The sequence below is a fragment of the Pseudoclavibacter sp. Marseille-Q434 genome (assembly GCF_050315415.1).
GTDB lineage: Bacteria > Actinomycetota > Actinomycetes > Actinomycetales > Microbacteriaceae > Pseudoclavibacter.
Window position 1 is genome coordinate 836,519 of the sequence record NZ_JBNPQH010000001.1, and the last position, 22,880, is coordinate 859,398.

Annotated in this window: 18 protein-coding genes; 10 read left to right on the plus strand and 8 right to left on the minus strand. The window is 68.0% G+C overall.

What is annotated here, in order from left to right; genetic code table 11:
- The first annotated feature begins 131 nt into the window (after nt 1-131).
- The gene (locus tag ACQFZP_RS04090) at nt 132-2,231 is read left to right on the plus strand and encodes a DNA gyrase/topoisomerase IV subunit B (protein WP_307852731.1); all 2,100 of its coding nucleotides are present in this window, start codon (nt 132-134) and stop codon (nt 2,229-2,231) included.
- 77 nt (nt 2,232-2,308) lie between these two features.
- On the opposite strand, the gene ACQFZP_RS04095 is transcribed toward ACQFZP_RS04090, so the two are convergent.
- Nucleotides 2,309-4,855, minus strand: coding sequence for a DNA gyrase/topoisomerase IV subunit A (locus ACQFZP_RS04095; RefSeq protein ID WP_249312027.1), 2,547 nt, complete (start codon nt 4,853-4,855; stop codon nt 2,309-2,311).
- Between the two features lie 53 nt (nt 4,856-4,908).
- Here ACQFZP_RS04095 and ACQFZP_RS04100 point away from each other — a divergent pair, with 53 nt between their 5' ends.
- Nucleotides 4,909-6,057 carry an alkaline phosphatase family protein gene (locus ACQFZP_RS04100; RefSeq protein WP_211890415.1) on the plus strand — a complete coding sequence of 383 codons (1,149 nt, stop codon included), beginning with the start codon at nt 4,909-4,911 and terminating at the stop codon, nt 6,055-6,057.
- A gap of 27 nt (nt 6,058-6,084) precedes the next feature.
- On the opposite strand, the gene sepH is transcribed toward ACQFZP_RS04100, so the two are convergent.
- Nucleotides 6,085-7,188 carry a septation protein SepH gene (gene sepH / locus ACQFZP_RS04105; RefSeq protein ID WP_179556653.1) on the minus strand — a complete coding sequence of 368 codons (1,104 nt, stop codon included), beginning with the start codon at nt 7,186-7,188 and terminating at the stop codon, nt 6,085-6,087.
- 214 nt (nt 7,189-7,402) lie between these two features.
- Here sepH and ACQFZP_RS04110 point away from each other — a divergent pair, with 214 nt between their 5' ends.
- The gene (locus tag ACQFZP_RS04110; RefSeq protein ID WP_104312021.1) at nt 7,403-7,699 is read left to right on the plus strand and encodes a DUF4193 domain-containing protein; all 297 of its coding nucleotides are present in this window, start codon (nt 7,403-7,405) and stop codon (nt 7,697-7,699) included.
- A 92-nt stretch (nt 7,700-7,791) separates the two neighbouring features.
- Here ACQFZP_RS04110 and ACQFZP_RS04115 read toward each other — a convergent pair whose 3' ends face one another.
- On the minus strand, nt 7,792-8,256 hold the full coding sequence (locus tag ACQFZP_RS04115) for a DUF3093 domain-containing protein (RefSeq protein ID WP_179556654.1): 465 nt from the start codon (nt 8,254-8,256) through the stop codon (nt 7,792-7,794).
- Nucleotides 8,257-8,331: 75 nt separating this feature from the next.
- Here ACQFZP_RS04115 and dut point away from each other — a divergent pair, with 75 nt between their 5' ends.
- The 5 genes from dut (at nt 8,332) to ACQFZP_RS04140 (ending at nt 14,547) form a co-directional block, all read left to right on the plus strand.
- Complete coding sequence (gene dut, locus ACQFZP_RS04120; RefSeq protein WP_211890416.1) at nt 8,332-8,793, plus strand: dUTP diphosphatase; 462 nt, start codon at nt 8,332-8,334, stop codon at nt 8,791-8,793.
- On the plus strand, nt 8,780-9,553 hold the full coding sequence (locus ACQFZP_RS04125) for a DUF3710 domain-containing protein (protein ID WP_211890417.1): 774 nt from the start codon (nt 8,780-8,782) through the stop codon (nt 9,551-9,553). The genes dut and ACQFZP_RS04125 overlap by 14 nt, the downstream gene beginning before the upstream one ends.
- Nucleotides 9,550-10,299 carry a DUF3159 domain-containing protein gene (locus tag ACQFZP_RS04130; RefSeq protein ID WP_249312029.1) on the plus strand — a complete coding sequence of 250 codons (750 nt, stop codon included), beginning with the start codon at nt 9,550-9,552 and terminating at the stop codon, nt 10,297-10,299. Before ACQFZP_RS04125 ends, ACQFZP_RS04130 begins: the two co-directional genes overlap by 4 nt.
- Before the next feature lie 119 nt (nt 10,300-10,418).
- Nucleotides 10,419-13,235, plus strand: a complete 2,817-nt coding sequence (gene acnA / locus ACQFZP_RS04135; RefSeq protein WP_211890418.1) for an aconitate hydratase AcnA — start codon at nt 10,419-10,421, stop codon at nt 13,233-13,235.
- A gap of 160 nt (nt 13,236-13,395) precedes the next feature.
- Nucleotides 13,396-14,547, plus strand: a complete 1,152-nt coding sequence (locus tag ACQFZP_RS04140; RefSeq protein ID WP_179556659.1) for a glycerol dehydrogenase — start codon at nt 13,396-13,398, stop codon at nt 14,545-14,547.
- 69 nt (nt 14,548-14,616) lie between these two features.
- On the opposite strand, the gene ACQFZP_RS04145 is transcribed toward ACQFZP_RS04140, so the two are convergent.
- The 4 genes from ACQFZP_RS04145 to ACQFZP_RS04160 form a co-directional block, all read right to left on the minus strand.
- Entirely contained in the window at nt 14,617-16,758 is a 2,142-nt protein-coding gene (locus tag ACQFZP_RS04145; protein ID WP_211890419.1) for a 3-hydroxyacyl-CoA dehydrogenase NAD-binding domain-containing protein, read from the minus strand.
- Between the two features lie 5 nt (nt 16,759-16,763).
- Nucleotides 16,764-17,990, minus strand: coding sequence for a thiolase family protein (locus ACQFZP_RS04150; protein ID WP_258068137.1), 1,227 nt, complete (start codon nt 17,988-17,990; stop codon nt 16,764-16,766).
- 75 nt (nt 17,991-18,065) lie between these two features.
- On the minus strand, nt 18,066-19,292 hold the full coding sequence (locus tag ACQFZP_RS04155) for a ribonuclease D (protein ID WP_104312014.1): 1,227 nt from the start codon (nt 19,290-19,292) through the stop codon (nt 18,066-18,068).
- The gene (locus ACQFZP_RS04160; protein ID WP_104312013.1) at nt 19,282-19,887 is read right to left on the minus strand and encodes a DUF3000 domain-containing protein; all 606 of its coding nucleotides are present in this window, start codon (nt 19,885-19,887) and stop codon (nt 19,282-19,284) included. Before ACQFZP_RS04160 ends, ACQFZP_RS04155 begins: the two co-directional genes overlap by 11 nt.
- Nucleotides 19,888-19,989: 102 nt before the next feature.
- Between ACQFZP_RS04160 and ACQFZP_RS04165 the strand changes: the two genes are divergently transcribed.
- Nucleotides 19,990-21,174: an alpha/beta hydrolase gene (locus tag ACQFZP_RS04165; RefSeq protein ID WP_146080788.1), complete on the plus strand. Its 1,185-nt coding sequence runs from the start codon at nt 19,990-19,992 to the stop codon at nt 21,172-21,174.
- A 15-nt stretch (nt 21,175-21,189) separates the two neighbouring features.
- Here the strand turns inward: ACQFZP_RS04165 and ACQFZP_RS04170 are convergent, their stop codons facing one another.
- A complete protein-coding gene (locus tag ACQFZP_RS04170; RefSeq protein WP_211890420.1) occupies nt 21,190-21,633 on the minus strand; it encodes a SufE family protein in 444 nt (147 codons plus the stop codon).
- A 107-nt stretch (nt 21,634-21,740) separates the two neighbouring features.
- Between ACQFZP_RS04170 and zapE the strand changes: the two genes are divergently transcribed.
- The gene (gene zapE / locus ACQFZP_RS04175) at nt 21,741-22,787 is read left to right on the plus strand and encodes a cell division protein ZapE (RefSeq protein ID WP_374100740.1); all 1,047 of its coding nucleotides are present in this window, start codon (nt 21,741-21,743) and stop codon (nt 22,785-22,787) included.
- Nucleotides 22,788-22,880: the final 93 nt, after the last annotated feature.

A 22,880-nucleotide genomic window follows, 5' to 3' on the forward strand; every position in this document is an offset into this window, starting at 1 on the left:
GCGTGGGCCGCGCTGGTGTGGGAGGCGCGCGAAATTCCGCATCCGGTCTACGCTCGAAGGTGGCCCGCCGCTGCCCTGCGGCCGGGTCGAGATCGAACGCACGACGACGCAGAAGAAGGACGTGGACCTCGGTGGCGAATTCCGGAGACGCATACTCAGCCAGACACCTCTCGGTGCTCGATGGGCTCGATGCGGTTCGGAAGAGGCCGGGCATGTACATCGGGTCGACCGACTCCCGGGGACTCATGCACTGCCTGTGGGAGATCATCGACAACTCGGTCGACGAGGCCCTCGCGGGTCACGGCTCCCGCATCCGCGTCCAGCTGCACAGCGACGGGTCCGTCAGCGTCGACGACGACGGACGTGGGGTGCCCGTCGACATCGAGCCGAAGACCGGTCTCAGCGGTGTCGAGGTGGTGTTCACGAAGCTGCACGCCGGTGGCAAGTTCGGCGCGAGCAACTACGGTTCCGCGGGTGGCCTCCACGGCGTGGGCGCATCCGTCGTGAACGCGCTCTCCGCTCGCCTCGACGTCGAGGTGGACCGTGGCGGCAAGACCTACGCCATGAGCTTCCGCCGCGGCGAGCCCGGAATCTTCGAGGACGGCGCTGACGGGCCGAGCCCGGCCTCGAACTTCGTCCCGTTCACCAGCACCAGCGAGCTGCGGGTCGTCGGAAAGGCCAAGCGCGGGGTCACGGGAACGCGGGTGCGGTACTGGGCGGACCCGCAGGTCTTCATCCGCGAGGCGAGCTTCCAGACGAACGACCTCGCCGAGCGCGCGAGGCAGACGGCGTTCCTGGTGCCCGGCCTCGAGATGGTGATCGAGGACGCGCGCGACGAGTCGACAGCTCCGACGACGCAGCAGTTCCGGTTCGACGGCGGCATCACCGAGTTCGCCGACTTCCTGGCTCCGGACGCCCCCACGACCGACACGTGGCGCATCGAAGGCAGCGGGGAGTTCACCGAGACCATCCCAGTGCTCGACGACGAGGGCCTCCAGCTCGTGACGAAAGAGGTGGCGAGGACCATGCACGTCGACCTCGCTCTGCGCTGGGGAACCGGGTACGAGACGAACGTGAAGAGCTTCGTCAACATCATCTCGACCCCGAAGGGCGGATCTCACCTCGCGGGCTTCGAGCAGGGCATGCTCCGCTTCTTCCGCGCAGAGGTCGAGAAGAACGCCAGGCGTCTGAAAGTCGGCAACGACAAGCTCGACAAGGACGACGTCCTCGCCGGGCTCACCGCCGTCGTGACGGTCCGCATTCCCGAGCCGCAGTTCGAGGGGCAGACCAAGGAGGTGCTCGGCACGCCGGCGGCGCGCGCCATCGTGCAGAAGGCCGTGACGGCCGGCCTGACCGAGAAGTTCGCCTCCACGAAGCGCCAGGACAAGGCCGAGACGAACCTCCTGCTCGACAAGGTCGTGCAGGAGATGAAGTCGCGCCTCTCCGCGCGCGCCCACAAGGAGACACAGCGTCGCAAGAACGCGCTCGAGAGCTCCTCGCTGCCGACGAAGCTCGTCGACTGCCGGTCGAACGACGTCGCGCAGAGCGAGCTGTTCATCGTCGAGGGAGACTCCGCGCTCGGGACGGCGAAGCCGGCGCGCAACTCGGAGTTCCAGGCCCTGCTGCCGATTCGCGGCAAGATCCTGAACGTGCAGAAGGCCTCGATCTCGGACATGCTCTCGAACTCCGAGTGCGCGTCGATCATCCAGGTCGTCGGCGCGGGTTCCGGTCGGAGCTTCGACATCGGCCAGGCGCGGTACGGCAAGGTGATCCTGATGAGCGACGCCGACGTCGATGGCGCGCACATCCGCACCCTGCTCCTCACGCTGTTCTTCCGCTACATGCGCCCCATGCTCGACGAAGGGCGGGTCTTCGCTGCCGTGCCGCCGCTTCACCGGGTCGTGATCATGCATGCCGGACGCAAGCCGAACGAGACGGTCTACACGTACTCCGAGAAGGAGCTGCACACGCTCCTCTCCAAGCTGGAGAAGCAGGGGAAGCGCTACCAGGACCCCATCCAGCGCTACAAGGGTCTCGGGGAGATGGACGAGGACCAGCTCTGGAACACGACGATGGACCCGAGCGCGCGGCTCCTGAGACGAGTCACGAACGCTGACGCCCACAATGCGGAGCGAGTCTTCGACCTGCTCATGGGCAGCGATGTGGCGCCCCGCAAGGAGTTCATCATCGAGGGATCCGAGCAGGTCGCGCGGGCGGACATCGACGTCTAGCTGCCCCGACTCGCCGCGTAGAGGAAGGCAGGCTCCTCCGGGAGCCTGCCTTCTCGCTGTCTTGCGGAGCCGACGGGTCAGTCGGCGACGGAAGCACCGGCCCCGGCGTCTGAGTGCGCCGTTCCCTCTTCATCGTCGGCGCTCGGGACCGGCGTCGGATCGCCGATGCCGCGGCCGATGAGGTCCACGACCTGCTCGAGTGGGGTTCCGGACGCGTCGCGCTTCGCGCCACCCGCCGGCAGCGCGCGCACGGCGCCGTCCCGCGCGTTTCCGAAGGGGGCGCCTGGCCCGACCCAGGCCGCGCTGAGGCGGCGCTCGCCGCGGAGAAGGCGCTGAGCTCTGACCCCACCCGTCGCGCGGCCCTTCGCCGGGAACTCGCTCAGGCTCGAGACCTTCGCGGTTCCCGAGTCCGTGCCTTCCAGCGCGTCCTCGTTGCGTGCGACGCTCGCGACCTCGGCAATGTCGATGTTGGCCGCCGCGACGACGGCGAACGAGAGCACGGCTGCCACGTCCGACAGCTTCATGCCGGCCATTCCCGCCGCCGAGCGGCCCTGTGGACGCACGAGCTTGCCGGAGAATCGCAGCAGCTGCGCGTCGTCGGAGACGAACACGAGCTCGTCGTCGTCGGCGGCGAGCGCTGCACCGACGACTTCGTCGCCCGCCTTGAGCGTCATGATCTCGAGTTCGCGGTTCTTCCCGAAGTCGATGCCCGTGACCCGCTTGACGACGCCGAGCTTCGTCCCGAGGGCGATGGGCGTCTCCTGGTCGATCGGCACCAGGGCGACGACCTGCTCCTTCGGGCTCGTCAGGCCCACGAAGTCGTGTGCCTTCACCCCAGCCGAGAGCAGCACTGACCCCTGCGGGCTCGACGGGAGCGCCACCACTGGGACACGCAGGAGCCGTCCGAGGTTGGTGACAGCGCCGAGCTCGCCCTGCACGGTCGTGGTCACGTGCGAGCGGACGGCGTCGTGCTTGCTCCGCCTCGGCGGCTGCTGCAGGCGTGCATCCGCCTCGGTCGTGTCGATGCGGAGCAGGCGGCCCGTCGTGGAGAGCAGCACCTGCGTCGGCGAGTCGGCGAGCTGCAGCTGCGTCGTCTCGATGGCCTTCCCGCGCTTCGGGGGAGTACCGACTCCCTCGGTGAGCAGCGTTCGGCGAGGCGTCGCGAATCTGTCGCTGGTCTCGCGGAGCTCCGCGCCGACACGTGCGCGGAGCAGGATCTCGTCGCCGAGGAGCCGCTCGAGCTCGGCGATCTCCTGCCGCAGCTGGTCGCGCTCAGCCTCAAGCTCGATGCGCGAGAACTTCGTGAGGCGTCGGAGTCGGAGCTCGAGGATGTACTCCGACTGGAGCTCCGAGAGGTCGAAGACGATCCGCAGGCGCTCGCCGGCGGCCGAGGCGTCGTCGCTCGAGCGAATGATCTGGATGACCTCGTCGATGTCGAGGATCGCGATGAGCAGGCCCTCGACGAGATGGAGGCGTTCGAGCTTGCGCGCGAGCCGGAAGGCGCTCCGCCTGCGCACCACCTGGATGCGGTGGTCGAGGTAGACGCGAAGCAGCTCGATGAGGCCGAGCGTCTGAGGCCCGCCGTTGACGAGCGCCACGTTGTTGATGTGGAACATATCCTCGAGCGGCGTGTGCCGGTACAGCTGCTCGAGCACGGCCTCGGGGTCGAAGCCGGTCTTGATCTCGATGACGAGCCGCAGTCCGTGCTTGCGGTCCGTGAGGTCGGCGACGTCGCTGATGCCGGCCAGCTTCTTGGCCTGCACCCCGTCCTTGATCTTCTCGATGACCTTCTCGGGACCGACCATGTAGGGGAGCTCGGTGACGACGATGCCGGACTTGCGCGCCGTGACGCGCTCGACGCTCGCCGTCGCGCGCGTCCGGAACGAGCCCCTGCCGCTCGCGTACGCGTCCCGGATGCCGTCGAGGCCCGTGATGCGAGCCCCAGAGGGCAGGTCGGGCCCGGGGATGAACTGCATCATCTCCTCGAGCGTCGCTCCCGGGTTCTCGAGCAGGTGCAGCGCTCCCGCGATCACCTCGCCGAGGTTGTGCGGCGCCATGTTCGTCGCCATGCCGACGGCGATGCCGCTCGCGCCGTTCACGAGCAGGTGCGGCCATGCGGCAGGAAGCACCTCTGGCTGCGTCGTCGAGTTGTCGTAGTTGGGAACGAAGTCGACGACGTCCTCGTCGAGCTCAGCCGTGAGCGCCAGGGCGGCGGCGTCGAGTCTCGCCTCCGTGTAGCGGGGAGCCGCGGGGCCGTCGTCGAGCGACCCGAAGTTGCCGTGGCCGTCGATCGTGGGCACGCGTTGCACGAACCCCTGAGCCATGCGGACGAGCGCGTCGTAGATGGCGGTGTCACCGTGAGGGTGCAGACGCCCCATGACCTCACCGACGACACGCGCCGACTTCACGTGCCCACGATCCGGACGGAGCCCCATCTCCGCCATCTGGTAGAGGATGCGACGCTGCACGGGCTTGAGCCCATCCCGCGCGTCGGGAAGCGCCCTGGCATAGATGACCGAGTAGGCGTACTCGAGGAAGGAGGACTGCATCTCGGTCGAGACGTCGATGTCCTCGATGCGCTGCTCGCTCATTGCCGAGGAGTCGTTGTTGCGTGTTGTGCTCATGTCACCTGTCGGAAGGGAGGTTGCCGCGGTGCCCCTGTGGGAGACTGGGACGGATGTCGTCCATGCTATTCAGCGCGGCGAGCGGTCGCCCGACGCTCTCCGACGTGTTGCCGAATTCGCTTGCCTCGCTGCGAGGTGAACGCGGGCCGCTGGGTCTCCCAACGGCTCGGTCTGCGGTCGTCATGCTCGTCGACGGGCTCGGTGCTGCGATGCTCCGTTCCCGAGCCGGGCACGCGCGGCGGCTGAGCGCCGGCTGGCGCAAGAAGGACACCGCCTTCTCGTTCCCCTCGACGACCGTCGCGGGGATCACCTCCCTCACGACGGCCACCCGCGCAGGCGAGCATGGGCTGCTCGGATACTCGCTCTACGACCGAGACGCCGGAGTCATCCGCAACCAGCTGTCCGGCTGGGGTGATGGCATGGACCCAGCCACCTGGCAGCTGCAGCGGACGGTCTTCGAGCAGCTGCGCGACGCGTCATCCGGAGTGCAGAGCATCGTGGTCGGCATGCCCCAGTACCGGGACTCCGGGCTGACGCACGCTTCGCTCCGGGGCGCCATGTACCTCGAGGGCGAGTCGATGCAGGAGCGGGTCGAGGTGACCCTCGCCGCCCTCGACGCGCACCCGCGCGCGCTCATCTACCTCTACAACGCCGAGCTCGATCAGGCTGGCCATGCGCACGGATGGGAATCCGACGTCTGGCTGGCGCGGCTCGAGGAACTCGATGCGGCCTTCGACTCACTGACTCGCGGGGTGGATGCGGGAATCGGCATCCTCGTGACGGCAGACCACGGCATGATCGACATCCCGCGACATCGGCAGATAGACATCGACGATGACGACCCGCTCTTCGACGGGGTCATCGCGATGGCGGGTGAGCCCAGGCTCCGTCACCTGTACCTGGCGCCGGACGCGCATGCTTCGGCGACGGAGGAGCTTCGCAGGCGGTGGCACGAGTCGCAGAGCTCTCGCGCCACTGTCCTCACGCGTGCAGCGGCGATCTCCGAGGGCTGGTACGGGCCCGTCGTCGCCCCGGAGGCGGCAGCACGCATCGGCGATGTCATCGTCGCGGCCACCAAGGGTGTGACCTACTACCCCTCGTCCGTGCAGTCAGGGGCGAGACTCGTCGTCGGACAGCACGGATCGATCACGCCGGAGGAGACCATCGTCCCCCTCATCCGGGCCGGCGCCTACGCGCACTGACCCGCAGGGCAGGTCGATGGTCGGCGACTACTCGTCGCTGCGGGTGCCGAAGACGATCTCGTCCCAGCTCGGCATCGCCGCACGCCCTGAGCGCTTCGGCGAGTGCTTCGAGTGCGTCGGCTCGTCAGGGTCACGCGCAGGCTCGTCGAGCCCGTCGAGCGGCACATCGACGGCGCGCACGCCGCCAGCGCCGAGGTCGCTCGGCTCGATGGTCTCCGTCTCGAAACGATCCTCGTCGCGGGCGCGAGGAGCGAAGAGCTTCACGGGACTGCGCTCGGGAGAGGGCGATCCGCTCTCGTCGAGGGCGCCCTCGGGGCTCGACTCGTCCTCATCCGTGCCATCTTCGTCGTCGAACGACTGCGGGACTCGCTCACCCCGGCGTCGACGGAGTGCCTCCAGCAGATCGGCCGTCTCGTGGTGCTGCTGCTCAGTCGCACGCTCGAGTCGGGATGCCGCCGCGCCGATCCACGAGACCGGCTCCTTCGCGGAGGGCTCAGCGCTGGCGGCCGGTGCCGCCTCGCGCTGGGGAGCTTCGACGACGGCCCGCAACCGGGGGCTGCCGAGCGCAGGCGCCTCTCCTTGCTGCGAGAGCATCGTCGCCGTGGGGTTGAGCGGGGTCAGGGCCTGCGTCTTCGGCTCGAAGCCCCACAGGGCCTCTCGCGAGATCTCGTCGACAGCGAATGAGAGGCCGACGCGCCAGCCTTCCTCGTCGTCCTTCCAGGCATCCCAGACGACGGCGGTGGCACTCGACGCCTCGAGGCGGTCGTCGATGACCTCGCCGAAGCTCGTCCCGTCTTGTCCGAGCGGGTCTGCATCGGTCTTCAGGCGCACCGTCACGGCCCGGGCCTGCCGAACCAGATAGTCGCGCTCTGCGCGCACGGGACCCTCGAAGCGCACCACGTCCTCGCGAGCGGCCCCGGTGAGGTCGATCACCTCGTCGATCGTCTTCCCTGCGCGGATGAGCTGCTGGATCGCCCGCGGGGGCACCTTGGGCGCATCGACGCGCGTCGAGATGCGCGGCCGCAGGGCATCGCGGAGCGCTTCGTCGATCACGACTCGGAAGCGCTGGCCGTCATCTCCGGACACGACGAGGGCACCTTCATCCAGGTCGATGAATCTGAGCTCTTGCATGCTCGTACTCCTTGGCGTTGCCGATTCCTGGGGCACAGCATCACACGTCGGGACGGTGCAAGCGGGGAGCCCCGGGGCGCGCCGCCCAAGTCGGAAGGACATTTGATCTCGCTCCGCGCGAACACCGCTCGTCTGGGTTTGAGTTTCACCCCTGAGTCGTGCACAATTGCCGCGCCTGGGGGAGTTCCCCTCGTTTGAAGAGATTTGGATAGGTATGGCGACCGACTACGACGCACCTCGCAAGACCGACGATGACGCAGAGTCCATCGAGGCGCTGAAGGAGCGAGTGCCGGATCGTCTCTCCGGCAGCGTTGACGCCGAGGACGCGGACAACCCCGGCAGCTTCGACCTCTCGGCTGCAGACCTCGCAGACGTCGAGCTCGAGACCGTGGTGATCCCGCCGCAGGCCGACGAGTTCACCTGCGTCGAGTGCTTCCTCGTCAAGCACCGCTCTCAGCTCGAGAAGAGCTCGGCACTCGGACCCGTGTGCCACGACTGCGCGACCGCCTGACGGACTGATCGCCAGCACGACCCACGAACGAAGCCGCATCCGACCGGATGCGGCTTCGTTCTTTTGTCTGCCCCAAGCAGGCGGCGGGTTGTTCAGCCGGCCTGTCGTCGCGCGCCCGCCCGGGCTTCGGTGATCGCGGAGGCGAGCTCCGAGGGCCTGCGCGTCGACACCAGCCAGTACGGAACCGGATCTGCCTCATCCGTGATCTCGATCGTGAGCGAGGTCGGAATCCATCCTCTGATGCACAGCCACGCGCGGAGGTCGAGCTCAGGACCGGCCGCCAGGCGGGCCTTCTCCCTGGTCGTATGGGGGATGCACTGGCCTGTGAAGCTCAGTGGGACGTGCGCCCCGGCGACGCGGACCTGGGTCGCCGTGACCTCGATGATGGGGGAGTACGCCAAGATCAGCGTCAAGAACGCCGCGTAGAGGGTGACCGCGATCGCGGCGCCGATCCAGACGTTGATGGGCGTGAAGACGAGGATGACGGCAGGCACCATGAGGAAGCCGACGGCGTAGACCCAGGCGGCGGGCCACAGGCGCTCGTGGAAAACTGGCATGGCGATATTGGATCACGCTTTGCCGGGCATCGCTGTCAGATCACGATCCGGTCACGCCTCAGCTAGGCTCGTACGGTGAGCTTTGTCATAGATGTGCCCGTCTCGGGCGTCCTCCCTGCGTTCGCCCAGCCAGGCGACGCCGGTGCCGACCTGACCGCCACGGAGGCGGTCACCCTGGCCCCTGGCCAGCGAGCTGTGGTCGGCACAGGCGTTCGACTCGCACTCCCAGAGGGGACCGTCGGCTTCGTGATGCCCCGGTCGGGCCTCGCGGCCAAGCACGGCATCACGCTCGTGAACGCCCCCGGCACCATCGACTCCGGGTATCGCGGTGAGATCAAGGTCATCCTGCTCAACACCGACGCGGCAGAGACATACGCCGTCGCTGCGGGTGACCGCATCGCCCAGCTCGTCGTGATGCAGCTCGCGCCGGTGAACTTCATCCAGACCGAGCAGCTCTCCGCGTCACAGCGCGGCGAGGGCGGTTTCGGCTCCACCGGCTACGCATCTGACCAGGAGGCTCACCATGGGACTGTTTGATTTCCTCAAGAAGGAAGAAGAGAAGCCTGAGAAGGCCGACAAGCTCACCGTCGACGACGAGCTGCTCGACGACGATGAGCTGCTCGACGACGATGAGCTCGAGGTCGGGCTCGACGACGACGACGAGCACGACGAGGAGGCGAAGTCCGCCCCCATCGATCGGGAGACTCGGGGCCCGTTCGACATCAGCGAGGCCAGCCCGGCGAAGCGATACGTGGACCTCGGTGCACTGCGGATCCCCGCCCGCGAGGGGCTCGGTCTTCGTCTCGAGGTCGAGGAGAAGACCAAGCGGCTCGTCGCGGTCGCCCTCGACTACAAGGAATCGACGATGCAGATCCAGGCGTTCGCCGCCCCGCGATCGACGGGCCTGTGGCATTCGATCATGGCTCAGCTCGCCGAGCAGGTGCGAAAGCAGGGTGGCACTGCAGAAGAGGTCGAGGGCATCCTCGGGCCGGTGCTGGACACCAAGATCCCAGTCGTCGTCAAGGGAGCCGCGTCCTCCCAGACGCGCTCGGCGCGCTTCTTCGGGGTCGATGGACCTCGCTGGTTCCTCCGCGGCGTGCTCACGGGGAAGGCGCTCCGCGATGAGGCGACGCGAGTCGAGCTGGTCGAGCTCTTCCGGAGCGTCGTCGTGGTGCGTGGAGACGCTCCGCTGCCGCCGCGCGAGCTCCTGACGCTCGTCGTGCCGAAGGCCATGGCCGACCCAACGTCGAAGACCGCCACGGAGGACGCCGCATCGGGGGCGGCAGACAAGGCATGACCATCCCCGACGGTGAGAGGCAGGACGCTCCACAGCCGGCATCTGACGCGCCGAACATGCGCAAGCTCGAGGAGGCCGCGAAGTCATCCTCCCTCGGGCGGCTCACCGAAGGTGGAATCAGCGGCGCGTCGCTGCTCGCGGCCATGGGCGGTATCCGGGGACTCATCGAGACCCTGCTGCCCGGCATCGTGTTCCTGGTCCTGTTCACGCTCGGAACCGAGCTCTGGGTCGCCGTCATCGCGCCCGCGGCTCTCGGCCTGCTGTTCATCCTCATCCGTGCGCTGCAGAAGGAGCCGGTCGTGCCGGCGATCTCGGGCCTCGTGGCATTGCTGATCTCCGGTGTCCTCGCCATGACCACCGGCCGGGGGGAGAACTTCTACCTCGTCGGGTTCTACACCAACGCCGCGTACGGAGCAGCGCTGCTCGTCTCGGTTCTCGTCCGCTGGCCCGTCATCGGGCTCGTCACGGGGCTCATCACCGGTCAGGGATCCAGCTGGCGTCAGGACCGCTCGATGCTGCGGTGGATGTCCATCATCACGCTCGTCTGGGTCGGGTTCTTCGCGCTGCGCCTCGCCGTGCAGCTGCCGCTGTACTTCGCTGGCAACGTCGAGGCGCTCGGGTTGGCGAGGCTGCTCATGGGAACACCCATGTACGCGGTGGTCCTCGTCGTCACCGTGCTCTTCGTGCGCGCGCTGCTGAGCGCGTCACGGTCCCGAGCGCAGAGTGAAGCAGGTAAAGTATCTTGATGTCAAGATAAAAGCGTCTCGATCAACTCAGGATCACCTTCGAGGCAAGCCACGGCGAGACGCGAGATGATTGCTGGGCGCGGGCCGCGCACCCAGAGTTGCAAAGAAGGAGCCGAGACGTGACCGCAGTCAACAGCTTCGGGGCCAAGGACACGCTCAGTGTCGACGGCACCGAGTACGAGATCTTCCGCATCGACAAGGTTGAGGGCTTTGAGAAGCTCCCCTTCAGCCTCAAGGTTCTCCTCGAGAACCTCCTCCGCACCGAAGACGGTGCCAACGTGACCGCAGAGCAGATCCAGAAGCTCGGTTCGTGGGTGCCTTCGGCAGACCCCGACACCGAGATCCAGTTCTCGCCCGCCCGAGTCGTCCTCCAGGACTTCACCGGCGTTCCCTGCATCGTCGACCTCGCCACCATGCGCGAGGCCGTCACCCAGCTCGGCGGCGACCCCGAGAAGGTCAACCCGCTCGCTCCAGCCGAGCTCGTCATCGACCACTCGGTCATCGCCGACCTCTTCGGTCAGGCCGACGCGCTCGAGCGCAACGTCGAGATCGAGTACCAGCGCAACGGCGAGCGCTACCAGTTCCTCCGCTGGGGTCAGACGGCCTTCGAGGACTTCAAGGTCGTCCCCCCGGGAACCGGCATCGTCCACCAGGTCAACATCGAGTACCTGGCGCGCGTGACCTTCGTCCGCGAGGTCGGCGGCGTCCTGCAGGCCTACCCGGACACGCTTGTCGGCACCGACTCGCACACGACGATGGTCAACGGCCTCGGCGTGCTCGGCTGGGGCGTCGGCGGCATCGAGGCAGAGGCGGCCATGCTCGGCCAGCCCGTGTCGATGCTCATCCCCAAGGTCGTCGGCTTCAAGCTCAAGGGCCAGATCCCCATGGGCGTCACGGCGACCGACGTCGTCCTCACGATCACCGACCTGCTGCGCAAGCACGGCGTCGTCGGAAAGTTCGTCGAGTTCTACGGCGAGGGCGTCGGGGCGGTCCCGCTCGCAAACCGCGCCACCATCGGCAACATGAGCCCCGAGTTCGGCTCGACGGCCGCGATGTTCCCGATCGACGACGAGACCCTCAACTACCTGCGCCTCACGGGCCGCAGCGAGGAGCAGGTCAAGCTCGTCGAGGCGTACGCGAAGGAACAGCACCTCTGGCACGACCCGAGCAAGGAGCTCTCGTACTCCGAGTACCTCGAGCTCGACCTCTCGACGGTCGTACCATCGATCGCCGGACCGCGCCGCCCTCAGGACCGCATCGAGCTCTCGAAGGCCAAGGGCCAGTTCGGCGCCGACCTGACCGACTACACCGCCGAGGACTTCGGTCTCGTCGATGTCGCCGGTGAGGACAGCTTCCCGGCGTCCGACCCCGCGAAGCTCACGCCGTCCTCGCAGGACTCGGATGTCCGCGAGCGTCAGACGGCCCCCACGTTCTCGCACGAGCGCAAGCCCGTGCAGGTACAGGGTTCAGACGGCCAGAGCTACACGATCGACCACGGCTCCGTGGCCATCGCCGCCATCACGAGCTGCACGAACACCTCGAACCCCTCGGTCATGCTCGCAGCCGGTCTCCTCGCGAAGAAGGCGAGCGAGCGCGGACTCAAGGCGAAGCCGTGGGTCAAGACCACGCTCGCGCCCGGCTCCAAGGTCGTGACGAACTACTACGAGAAGGCCGGTCTGACCGACTCGCTCGAGGCGCTCGGCTTCTACACCGTCGGCTACGGCTGCACGACCTGCATCGGCAACTCGGGACCGCTGAACGAGGAGATCTCCGAAGCGATCAACGACAACGATCTCGCCGTCACCGCGGTCCTCTCCGGAAACCGCAACTTCGAGGGGCGCATCAACCCCGACGTGAAGATGAACTACCTGGCATCCCCGCCGCTCGTCATCGCCTACGCGCTCGCAGGCACCATGGACTTCGACTTCGAGACCCAGCCGCTCGGTACGGACTCGGATGGCAAGGACGTCTTCCTGAGCGAGATCTGGCCATCCGCTGACGAGGTGCAGTCGACGATCGACACGTCGATCGACACCGACATGTTCACGCGCGAGTACGGTGCCGTGTTCGACGGCGACGAGCGCTGGCGCTCGCTGCCGACGCCGACCGGCGCCACGTTCGAGTGGGACGACCAGTCGACGTACGTGCGTAAGCCCCCGTACTTCGACGGCATGGTCATGGAGCTCACGCCGGTCACCGACATCAAGGGCGCCCGCGTCCTCGCGAAGCTGGGCGACTCGGTCACGACCGACCACATCAGCCCCGCTGGCTCGATCAAGGCCGACAGCCCGGCTGGCCGCTACCTGTCCGAGCACGGCGTCGACCGCAAGGACTTCAACTCCTACGGCTCGCGTCGCGGCAACCACGAGATCATGATCCGCGGCACCTTCGCGAACATCCGCCTCAAGAACCAGCTCCTCGACGGCGTCGAGGGCGGATACACCCGCGACTTCACCCAGGCAGACGGACCGCAGGCGTTCATCTACGACGCAGCCCAGAACTACGCGGAGGCCGGCACACCCCTGGTCGTCCTCGGCGGCAAGGAGTACGGCTCCGGCTCGTCACGTGACTGGGCCGCCAAGGGCACGAGCCTCCTCGGCGTCCGCGCCGTGATCGTGGAGAGCTTCGAGCGCATCCACCGCTCGAACCTCATCGGCATGGGCGTCGTCCCGCTGCAGTTCCCCGCCGGTGAGACCTGGGCAACGCTCGGTCTCGACGGCACGGAGTCGATCTCCATCCAGGGCATCGAGCAGCTCAACGAGGGCTTCACTCCTAAGACGGTGCACGTGATCGCCGAGCCCACGTCCGACTCGCCAGAGGGCAAGCAGACGATTGAGTTCGACGCTGTCGTCCGCATCGACACCCCCGGTGAGGCCGACTACTACCGCAACGGCGGAATCCTGCAGTACGTGCTCCGCCAGCTCGCCGCGGCGTAGCCAGCAGCAGCACGGGAGGACCGAAGGGCGGAGCCGAGAGGCTCCGCCCTTCGGCGTTCTCCTACACGCTCTCCGTTCTCTGTCTCTGAGAACAACCGTGGTCCGCGCCCATCTGCGCTCGTTAGCGTTGGGGCGATTTCCGATTACGAAGGAGTTCCCCATGACGAATGAGACCCCCATCCGCACAGTCCTCAGCCCCGGCCGATACGTGCAGGGCAAGGGCGCGCTGGCGCGCCTCGGCGAGTTCGTCGCGCAGATCGGCCAGTCGCCCCTGCTTCTCACCGACGACTTCGTCTGGGACCTGCTCGGCGAGCGCCTCACGACCTCCTTCACCGGTGGGGACGCAGAGGTGCCGCGCGAGCGTTTCAACGGTGTCGCCTCGTCCGGTGAGATCGACCGCATCGTCGAGGTGATCACGCAGAGCGGCAGCGACGTCATCGTCGCCGTTGGCGGCGGCAGCACGATCGACGCCGCGAAGGCAGCCGGCTTCCTGGCGGGAATCCGCTGGGTGAGCGTGCCGACCGTCGCGTCCACCGACGCGCCGACCTCCGCGCTCGCCGTCGTCTACACCGAGTCGGGCGAGTTCGAGGAGTACCGCTTCTTCCCTCGCAACCCCGACCTCGTGCTCATCGACTCGCAGCTCGTCGCGGACGCTCCCGCTCGATTCCTCGTCGCGGGCTTCGGCGACGCTCTCGCGACCTGGCTCGAGGCGCGTGCCACCAGCCGCTCGAACTCGAAGACGATGGCAGGCGGACTCCCGACGCAGACCGGCACGGCGCTGGCGAAGCTCAGCTGGGACGTGCTCTGGGAGAACGCTCCGACCGCGCTCGACGCGGTAGAGGACGGCGTCGTGACGCCGGCACTCGACCGTGCCATCGAAGCGAACACCCTGCTCTCGGGACTCGGCTTCGAGTCGGGCGGCCTCGCCGCCGCGCACGCGATCCACAACGGCCTGACGGCAGCCCCGCAGACGCACGGCCTCCAGCACGGCGAGAAGGTCAACATCGGCTCCATCGCACAGCTCATCCTCGAGGGCGCACCCGAGGAGGAGATCCGCGACTTCATCGTCTTCACCACGAAGCTCGGGCTGCCGACGACCCTCACGGAGATCGGGCTCTCGACGGACGACAAGCACGAGCTCCGGCTCATCGCCGAGGCCGCGACGGTGCCGGGGGAGACCATCCACAACATGCCGTTCGCCGTGACCGCCGACGACGTGATCGCGGCCCTGACCTCGCTCGAGCGGCTCTCCCGGCGCATCCGTGCCGAGGCCGGCCTGCCGGAACCGGTGAAGTACCACGCCGCGCACTAGCCTCGCTCGACGAAGGCGCCTCCCCACCCGAGACGGGCAGGGAGGCGCCTTCGATGTTGGCGGCCCGGGTCAGCGGGTGGCAGCCCCGCGGATGGGCGGCGTGTGGAAGGTGCCGCCGAACGCCTTCTCAGAGGCGCCGATCCGGTCGAGGTATGGCGTGATGCCGCCAGCCTGGAAGGGGTACCCTGCGCCCAGGATGAGGCACAGATCGATGTCCTCAGGAGCGGCGACCACCTGCTCGTCGAGCATGCGCTTGATCTCGTCGGCGAGGCCGACCTCGACCCGCTCCGCGAACGACTCTGCGGTCATCGGGGTCTTGCCGCCCGCGACGATCTGCACGGCCTTCTTGTCGAAGCCCTTCTTCTTGCCCTTCCCGTCGCGGTCGTACAGCTTGCCGTAGTCGGCGAGCCTGTGCAGGTTCTCCGATTCGAAGAAGCGGTCAGGGAACGCGGCGTGGTGAGTGTCGAGGACGTGTGCTCCCACCTTCAGGCCAACGAGCTCGAGAAGCTCGAAGGGTGTCATGGGCAAGCCGATGCGGTCGAGCGCATGGTCGACCGTCTCGAAGGACGTCCCGGTGTCGACAGCGTTCATCGCCTCGCCGAGCACCTTCGCGAGGACTCGGTTCACGACGAAGCCTGGAGCGTCCCTCGTGATGACGGCGGTCTTCTTGAGGTTCTTGGCTGTTGCCATCGCCGTCGCGAGTGTCGCGTCGTCGGTGCTCTGCGTCTTCACCACCTCGATGAGGGGCATCTGTGCAACAGGGTTGAAGAAGTGGAAGCCGACCAGGCGCTCCGGGTGCTCGAGCTGCGCGCCGATCTGCGCGACCGACAGCGACGAGGTGTTCGTGGCGAGGACGGCCTCAGGTCCCACGATCTTCTCGAAGTCGGCGAAGACCTGCTGCTTCACGCCGAGTTCCTCGAAGACAGCCTCGATGACCCAGTCGCAGTCGGCGAACTCGCTCCTGTTCGTGGTTCCGTGCACGAGCCCGGTCAGGCGCCCGTATTCGTCTCCGTCGATCCGACCCTTCTCGTGAAGCTTCTCGAGTTCGCGACGCACCGCGGCGACGCCCGAGTCGACCCGTGCCTGGTCGAGGTCGGTGATGACGACGGGGACTTTGAGGCGGCGCACGAACAGCGTCGCGAACTGCGTCGCCATGAGCCCGGCGCCGATGACGCCGACCTTGTTGACCGGGCGCGCCAGTGCCTTGTCCGGCGCCCCCGCTGGACGCTTGGCGCGCTTCTGCACGAGGTTGAACGCGTAGATGGATGCCACGAACTGGTCGCCGGAGATGAGATCGGCGAGCGCTTCGTCCTCGGCCGCGAACCCCTTCTCCCGGTCGTCGCCCTTGGCGAGCTTGAGGAGGTCGAGAGCCCGGTATGGGGCAAGCGCGACCGTGCCGAGCTTCTCCTCCAGCGTCCGCCGCGCGACCCCGAGTGCGAGGTCCCACTTCGCGAGTCGCTCGAGACGTCCCGGCGCGTGGGGGCGCTTGACCTCGATATCCCCGGTGATGACCTTGTCGGCCCACCCGAGCGAGTCCTCGAGGAAGTTGAGGCTCGGGAAGATCGCGTCCGCGATGCCGAGCTCGGCGACCTGGGGCCCCTTGAGCATCCGGTTCTGCTTCAGCGGATTCTCGATGATGACCTTGAGCGCGTTCTCGATGCCGATGAGGTTCGGCAGGATGCTGGCGCCTCCCCAGCCCGGCACCAGGCCGAGGAAGGTCTCGGGGAGCGCGAAGGCCGGAACCGTGGCGTCGACCGTGCGGTAGTCGGAGTTCAGGCCGATCTCGACCCCGCCGCCGAGCGCGAGTCCGTTGTAGAACGTGAAGCTGGGCACGCCGAGCCTGCCGAGTGAGCCGAGCACCTCGTGGCCGAGCTGCGCGAGCTGCAGGGCAACCTCACGGCTGGGGATCGAGCCGACGTTGGAGAGGTCGGCACCCGCGGCGAAATTGAAGCGCTTGCCGGTGATGGCGACCGCGTCGATGTCGTGCGACGACGCTCGCGCTCGGAGACGCGAGAGCACCTCCCCGAGCTCGGCGAGCGTCTCGGGCCCGAGCGTGTTCGGCCGCGTGTAGTCGTGGCCGTTGTCGAGCGTGATGAGCGCCAGCGTTCGGCCGCTCGGCAGGGTGACGTCGCGGACAAGCGAGTGCGTCACGACCTCGTCGGTGCTCATGGCGAGCAGGGGAGCGTAGCGTGCTCGGAGATCAGTTGCCATGGTGATCAGCGTCCCTTCTTGCCGAAGCCTCGGCGTGCGTGCGACTTGCCGTTCCAGTTGGGGTTCTCCCAGATGACGGTGCCGCCCTGTCCGAGGCCGACGCACATGGCGGTCAGGCCGAAGCGGACCTCCGGATGCTCTTCGAACTGCTTCGCGAGCTGGGTCATCAGGCGGACGCCGGATGAGGCGAGCGGGTGGCCGATCGCGATGGCGCCGCCGTACGGGTTCACCGATGGGTCGTCGTCGTCGATGCCGTAGTGGTCGAGGAAGGACAGCACCTGCACGGCGAATGCCTCGTTCAACTCGAAGAGACCGATGTCGTCGATGGTCATGCCGGCCCGGGCGAGGGCCTTCTCCGTCGAGGGCACGGGTCCGAGGCCCATGACCTCGGGCTGGACGCCGGCGAACGCGAACGTGACCATGCGCATCTTGGGCTTGAGAGAGAACTCCTTGGCGGCGGCGCTCGATGCGATGATCGCGGCGGTCGCGCCGTCGTTCAGGCCGCTGGCGTTCCCAGCGGTCACTCGACCGTGCGGGCGGAAGGGCGTCTTCAGAGTGGAGAGCGTCTCCATGTTCGTCTCGGGCCGCAGCGTCTCGTCTCGAGTCGCGAGTCCCCAGCCAGCCTCGGACTCGATCGCCACGGGGATGAGGTCGGGCTGCAGCTGGCCGTTGTCGTACGCGGCGGCGGCCTTCTGCTGGCTGCGCATGGCGTAGCGGTCGCTGCGCTCGCGCGTGAGCTGAGGGAAGCGGTCGTGCAGGCGCTCTGCGGTCTTGCCCATGTTGAGGGCGTCACCGCTCACGAGCTGCTCGGCGACGAACCTCGGGTTCGGGTCGGCCCCGATGCCGAGCGGGTGCCGGCCCATGTGCTCGACGCCGCCGGCGATCGTGACGTCGTAGGCGCCGAAGCCGACGCCGGAGCCCATGGTCGTGACCGCCGTCATGGCGCCGGCGCACATCCGGTCGATGGCGAGACCCGGAACCGTGTTCGGGAGACCGGCGAGGATGGCGGTCGAGCGACCGAGGGTCAGGCCCTGGTCACCCTGCTGCGTGGTCGCCGCGATGGCGACGTCGTCGTAGCGGTCGTGTGGGATCTGCGGGTTCCGGTCGAGGAGCCCCTTGATCGCCTTGACGGCGAGGTCATCCGCACGGGTCTTCCAGTACATGCCCTTCTCGCCGGCACGTCCGAAGGGGGTCCGAACGCCGTCGATGAACAACACTTCTCGATTGGCCACACTGCCTCCAAGCATCTATTGACTCGGTCATCCTATGGATGCCCGCCTGATGGGAGGCCAATGCCTCGTGCGAAGCTACGAAGCCTCTCCGTCCGGAGCGGAAGTCAATTGGTCAGCTCCTACAAAAGCGGCGGCGATTCCCTGTGCGACCTCGCTGGTCTGCCACGGTCGAGCGCCCAGCTCGCGCAGGTGCTCGGCAACCGCGTCTGCCGAGATCGGCTGGCGCGGGTTCCAGGCCGCGCGCCTGAGCAGCTCGGGTGTCAGCAGGTTCTCGACCGGCATGTGGAGCTGCTCGGCGTGGGCCACGAGGAACTCACGAGCGAGCTTGAGGCGGCGGTCTGCCTCAGGGGCCCGCTGCTCCCACTGGCGGTGGTGCGGCATGCGGTCCGGGTCGCGCGGCGCCTGCGGTGGCAGCTCGTCCGTCGTGAGCCCGCGCTCGACGGCGCCCCACCAGCGATCGAGTTGCGTTCGGGATGCCCGCCCCGTGAATTCCTTCAGTCGCGCCAGCTCGCCACGCGTCCGGGGCATCGCCGTCGCAACGGCGGCAAGTGCGCGATCCGGGAAGAGGCGCCCAGGCGCGGTGTCGGAGCTTCTCGCCATCTCATCGCGCGAGAGCCACAGCTCCCTCGCCACTGCAAGAGCCCGCGGACTGCGGAGCCGGCTGATGCCGCCGATCCGACGCCAGGCGTCTGGCTTCTTCACTCCCAGCTCACGCTCCAGGATATCGGCGAACTCTTCGCGAGCCGCTTCCAGCTTCCCGGCATCCACGAGCTCCTGGTGCAGCTGGTCACGGACATCGATCAGCAGTTCCACGTCGAGCGCCGCGTAGGCGAGCCAGGTCTCCGGAAGCGGCCTCGTCGACCAATCTGCCGCGGAGTGCGCCTTCTCGAGTGAGATGCCGAGGAGGCGCTCGATGACGGCGCCGAGCCCGACTCGCTCGTAGCCGAGCAGTCGCGCGGCGAGCTCCGTGTCGAAGATGAGCGTCGGGTCCAGCTCGAGTTCGCGCAGGCAGGGCAGGTCCTGGGTAGCCGCGTGGAAGATCCACTCCTCCTCGCCGATGATCTCCTGCAGGCGAGCAAGCGACCCCGTCGCGATCGGGTCGATCAGCAGCGTGCCGCTTCCGCGACGGAACAGCTGAACGAGGTAGGCACGCTCTGAATACCGATACCCGGACGCGCGCTCGGCGTCCACGGCGACCGGTCCTGTTCCAGCGACGAGCCTGTCGAGTCCCGCCCGCAGCTGGTCCTCTGTCTCGATCACGTCGAGTCCGCCTGCCTTCAGGCGGTCCGCGTCAAGCCCCATCTTTGGCCTTTCGAAGGTGCCGCAGGACCTGGACGCCGTCGTCTGCCTCGGCTTCGGGCGGCATGCCGGCGAGCAGGCACAGCAGCTCGCCCCACGCCTCGGCGTGAGCCGCGAGGTCGGTCTCGCGGGGTGTCCAGGATGCGCGCAGCTCGATCTGAGCGCCCTCTCCCTGGTCTTCGAGCTCACCGAAACCGCGACCGTTGATCGTCGTCGCGGTTCCGGAGGGATGCTCGAAGGCGGCGCCCCTGGATTCGAGGGCATCCATGAGCCAGGACCACGCGACAGGCGCGAGGAAGGGGTCGACGCCGATCTCGGGCTCCAGCGGAGCTTGTGCGAAGCAGACGACGCGGAACGCTCCGCGCCAGGCTTCCGGCTCGCTCTCGTCGTGGAGCAGGATGAACCTGCCGGTGCCGAGCTCTGAATCGCTGGCGTGGGCAGTTGGTCGCACGTCTCCGGAGAGAGCGAGCGATTCGGGGGCCAGGTTCGCTGGGGGACGGATCTCGCTCACCGTGAGGGCAGAGCGGAACTCGGCCGCACGGACCGCCTCTACGGCGGCCTCGAACTCCGGGGCAGATCGATGCAACGGGACAACCACGCGACGAGACTAGGCCTGGCCTCCAGCAACGCAGATCAGGCGCGCCGTAAGCGGCGCGCCAGCCGTTCGGCGTGTTCACGGGCGGTGTGCGCCATCATCGTCATGATGTGTGCCGCAAAACGTGCCTCGGCTGAGTCGACCGCGACTGCTGCGAAGTTCGCGGCGGCGACGCTCGGCGCAGTCGTCGTCGGCCTCGCCGCTATCGCCGGCACCGCGGCCACCATGGTTGCGCGCGCCGTCGTCACGCCACCCCGGCGCCGCCGGGACCCGGTGCGCCTGCTCCGCGTGGACAAGCAGGCGGGCACGGTCACCCTCGCTCGCACCCCCGAGACGGCGGCGCCCGGCCACTACAGTCTCGTCTTCGCTGCGGAGACGGGCCGGGCCAACGTCGGGGCCGTCGTCGACGAGTCGGAGCGCACGGTGACCAGGCGCTTCTGGGGCGAGCAGGGCGCGCAGCTCGAGCGCGTCCGGTCCGTTCGTCTCGCGTCGGCTCCGCAGCTCTGGGTGCGGGACCTCGATCTGCCGTGGCGCTGGGTCGACGTGCAGACCCCGCTCGGTGCGATGCCCGCCTGGCTGATCCCCGCGGCGCAGGCCAGCGATTCGTGGGCGATCCACGTGCACGGTCGGGGCGCCGTCATGACGGAGCCCCTGCGGGCTGTCCCGCTGTTTCGCGGTCGAGGCTGGAACTCGCTGGTGGTGAGCTACCGGAACGACGCGCTCGCGCCGCCATCGCCAGACGGGAAGTTCGGTCTCGGCGCGACGGAGTGGCGCGACGTCGAGTCCGCAATGGATTGGGCCGCTGAGCGCGGCGCGAAGCGGATCATCCTCGTCGGGTGGTCCATGGGTGGTGGAACCGTCGTGCAGGCGTCGCTCAATGCCCGCCACCGCGAGCTCGTCGCCGGCATCTTCCTGGAGTCGCCTGCGTTGAGCTGGCGCTCGATCCTCCGATACCAGGGTCGGGCCATGCGGCTTCCTCGGGCGGTTACGGCTCTCGGGGTCTGGCTCATCGGGAGTCCCTTCGCGCGCCCTCTGCTCGGCCTCGATGCGCCGATCCCGCTTGCCGAGCTCGAGATCCCGAGCCGGCTCGGGGAGCTTCGCGTGCCCATCCTCTTGTTCCACTCCAGCGCTGACACCGTCGTGCCGGTCGAAGCGAGTCGAGAGGTGGCACGTCGCCGCCCCGACCTCGTCACCTACCGCGAATTCGAGCGTGCCTTGCACACGCGCCTCTGGAATGTCGACAGTGGTCGCTGGGAGCAGTCGCTCGACGAGTGGCTCGCGACGTTCTAGGACGCGAGTCGGTCCCTAGGAGCGCTCCTCGACGGCGATGCGCTCGAGCAGCTGCCTCTTCGCGCGCGCCTGCAGCGCGACCATTCCGCTGCGGCGGAGCGGGGAGACGAGGTCGGCCAGGCCGAGGACACTCGGGAGGTCCTCAGGGAGTCCGAGGAGCGCGGCTGGCTCTTGACCGTCGACGCCCTGCACGAGAGCCGCCGCGAAGCCGCGCGTCATCGGCGCGCCGGGCGGGACGGAGATACGCAGCCGGATGCGTGCGTCCCCGCTCAGCGAGACGTCGAGGTACACCGGCGACTGGCATTCGATGACGCGCTCGAACGCCTCGACCTCGGGGGCGTCGACAGGTGGGAGCTCGGCACCGATCTCGGCGAGGAGCTCGAGGCGATCGCGGGGGGAGACCTCGAGGAGCTCCTCACGGAGCAGCTCGAGCGGTTCAGGCAGCGTGACGTCGTGCATGTGACCACGGTACCGGCCCTCGATACGGGACGACCGGCGGGAGCGGCTGACGGTAAGATCTGTTGTGCCCGCACCGGGCATCTGTCACTGGAAAGTACGAGGACTCCGTGGGCGAAGGCCGCTTGCTGCACCTGACCGAACTCTCGCCGACCGTCACAGCGGCTGAGATGGTGAAGGACCTCGTGCCTCCCCGGCAGTTCGACGGTGCTCAGTTCTCGACGTATCGACCGGATCCCGAGTACCCCTCGCAGGCAGCCGCCGTCGAGGCGGGCGAGCGGTTCGCCGGGGTCAAGGCGGCCGCGAACACCGGAGGCAAGGGGCTCTTCGGGTTCCTCAAGAAGGCGCCGCCGGTCAAGCCGGGCATCTACCTCGACGGCGGGTTCGGTGTCGGCAAGACGCACCTCCTCGCCTCCATCTGGCACGCGCACCCCGGGCGCAAGTACTTCGGCACGTTCATCGAGTACACGGCGCTGGTCGGAGCCCTCGGCTACGCAGAAGCCGTCCGCTCGCTCAAGGGCACGAGCCTCATCGCCATCGACGAGTTCGAGCTCGACGACCCGGGCGACACGATGGTCATGTCCCGGCTCCTCGGGGAGCTCGTGGACTCCGGCACGAGCGTCGCCGCGACGAGCAACACCCCGCCGAATGCGCTGGGCGAGGGACGCTTCGCGGCGTCCGACTTCCTCCGCGAGATCACGAAGCTCGCCGGCGTCTTCGACACGCTGCGCATCGACGGCACCGACTACCGACGGCGCGACATGTCCGGCCACGCGGCCGTCACCCCGGCCGAACGACTGGACGTGCTCGTGGATGAAGCGGTCGCCGACGGCAGGAGCGTCGCCTACGACAGCTTCGATGACCTCGTCCAGCACCTTGCGACCGTCCACCCCTCGAAGTACGTGCGCCTCGTCGAGAAGGTCGACCTCCTTGCACTCCGTGACGTGCATGAGCTCACCGATCAGGCCGAGGCGCTGAGGTTCGTCGCCTTCATCGACCGCGTCTACGACGCACAGATCCCCATCGCCGCCTCCGGTCTCGCTCTCGACCAGATCTTCGGGGGCGGAATGCTCGACGGCGGCTATCGGAAGAAGTACCTGCGCTGCGTGTCGCGCCTCATCGCCTCGACTGCCCAGGAGCAGACCGCCTCCGTCTGAGATCCCGCCGAACCGACCCGGCTCCGTTCCCGACACAGACTCGTAACACGCCGGGCCGCTCCGAAACATGATCGAAACGGCACCGCCCCACCA

What these genes read in the sequence shown, in the direction of transcription:
- ACQFZP_RS04130 (WP_249312029.1), top strand. Translation starts at nt 9,550, where the DNA reads ATGACCATCCCCGACGGTGAGAGGCAGGACGCTCCACAGCCGGCATCT.
- ACQFZP_RS04145 (WP_211890419.1), bottom strand. Translation starts at nt 16,758, where the DNA reads ATGGCAACTGATCTCCGAGCACGCTACGCTCCCCTGCTCGCCATGAGC.
- ACQFZP_RS04140 (WP_179556659.1), top strand. Translation starts at nt 13,396, where the DNA reads ATGACGAATGAGACCCCCATCCGCACAGTCCTCAGCCCCGGCCGATAC.
- ACQFZP_RS04165 (WP_146080788.1), top strand. Translation starts at nt 19,990, where the DNA reads ATGATGTGTGCCGCAAAACGTGCCTCGGCTGAGTCGACCGCGACTGCT.
- ACQFZP_RS04125 (WP_211890417.1), top strand. Translation starts at nt 8,780, where the DNA reads ATGGGACTGTTTGATTTCCTCAAGAAGGAAGAAGAGAAGCCTGAGAAG.
- ACQFZP_RS04155 (WP_104312014.1), bottom strand. Translation starts at nt 19,292, where the DNA reads ATGGGGCTTGACGCGGACCGCCTGAAGGCAGGCGGACTCGACGTGATC.
- ACQFZP_RS04095 (WP_249312027.1), bottom strand. Translation starts at nt 4,855, where the DNA reads ATGAGCACAACACGCAACAACGACTCCTCGGCAATGAGCGAGCAGCGC.
- ACQFZP_RS04115 (WP_179556654.1), bottom strand. Translation starts at nt 8,256, where the DNA reads ATGCCAGTTTTCCACGAGCGCCTGTGGCCCGCCGCCTGGGTCTACGCC.
- ACQFZP_RS04110 (WP_104312021.1), top strand. Translation starts at nt 7,403, where the DNA reads ATGGCGACCGACTACGACGCACCTCGCAAGACCGACGATGACGCAGAG.
- sepH (WP_179556653.1), bottom strand. Translation starts at nt 7,188, where the DNA reads ATGCAAGAGCTCAGATTCATCGACCTGGATGAAGGTGCCCTCGTCGTG.
- ACQFZP_RS04170 (WP_211890420.1), bottom strand. Translation starts at nt 21,633, where the DNA reads ATGCACGACGTCACGCTGCCTGAACCGCTCGAGCTGCTCCGTGAGGAG.
- ACQFZP_RS04100 (WP_211890415.1), top strand. Translation starts at nt 4,909, where the DNA reads ATGTCGTCCATGCTATTCAGCGCGGCGAGCGGTCGCCCGACGCTCTCC.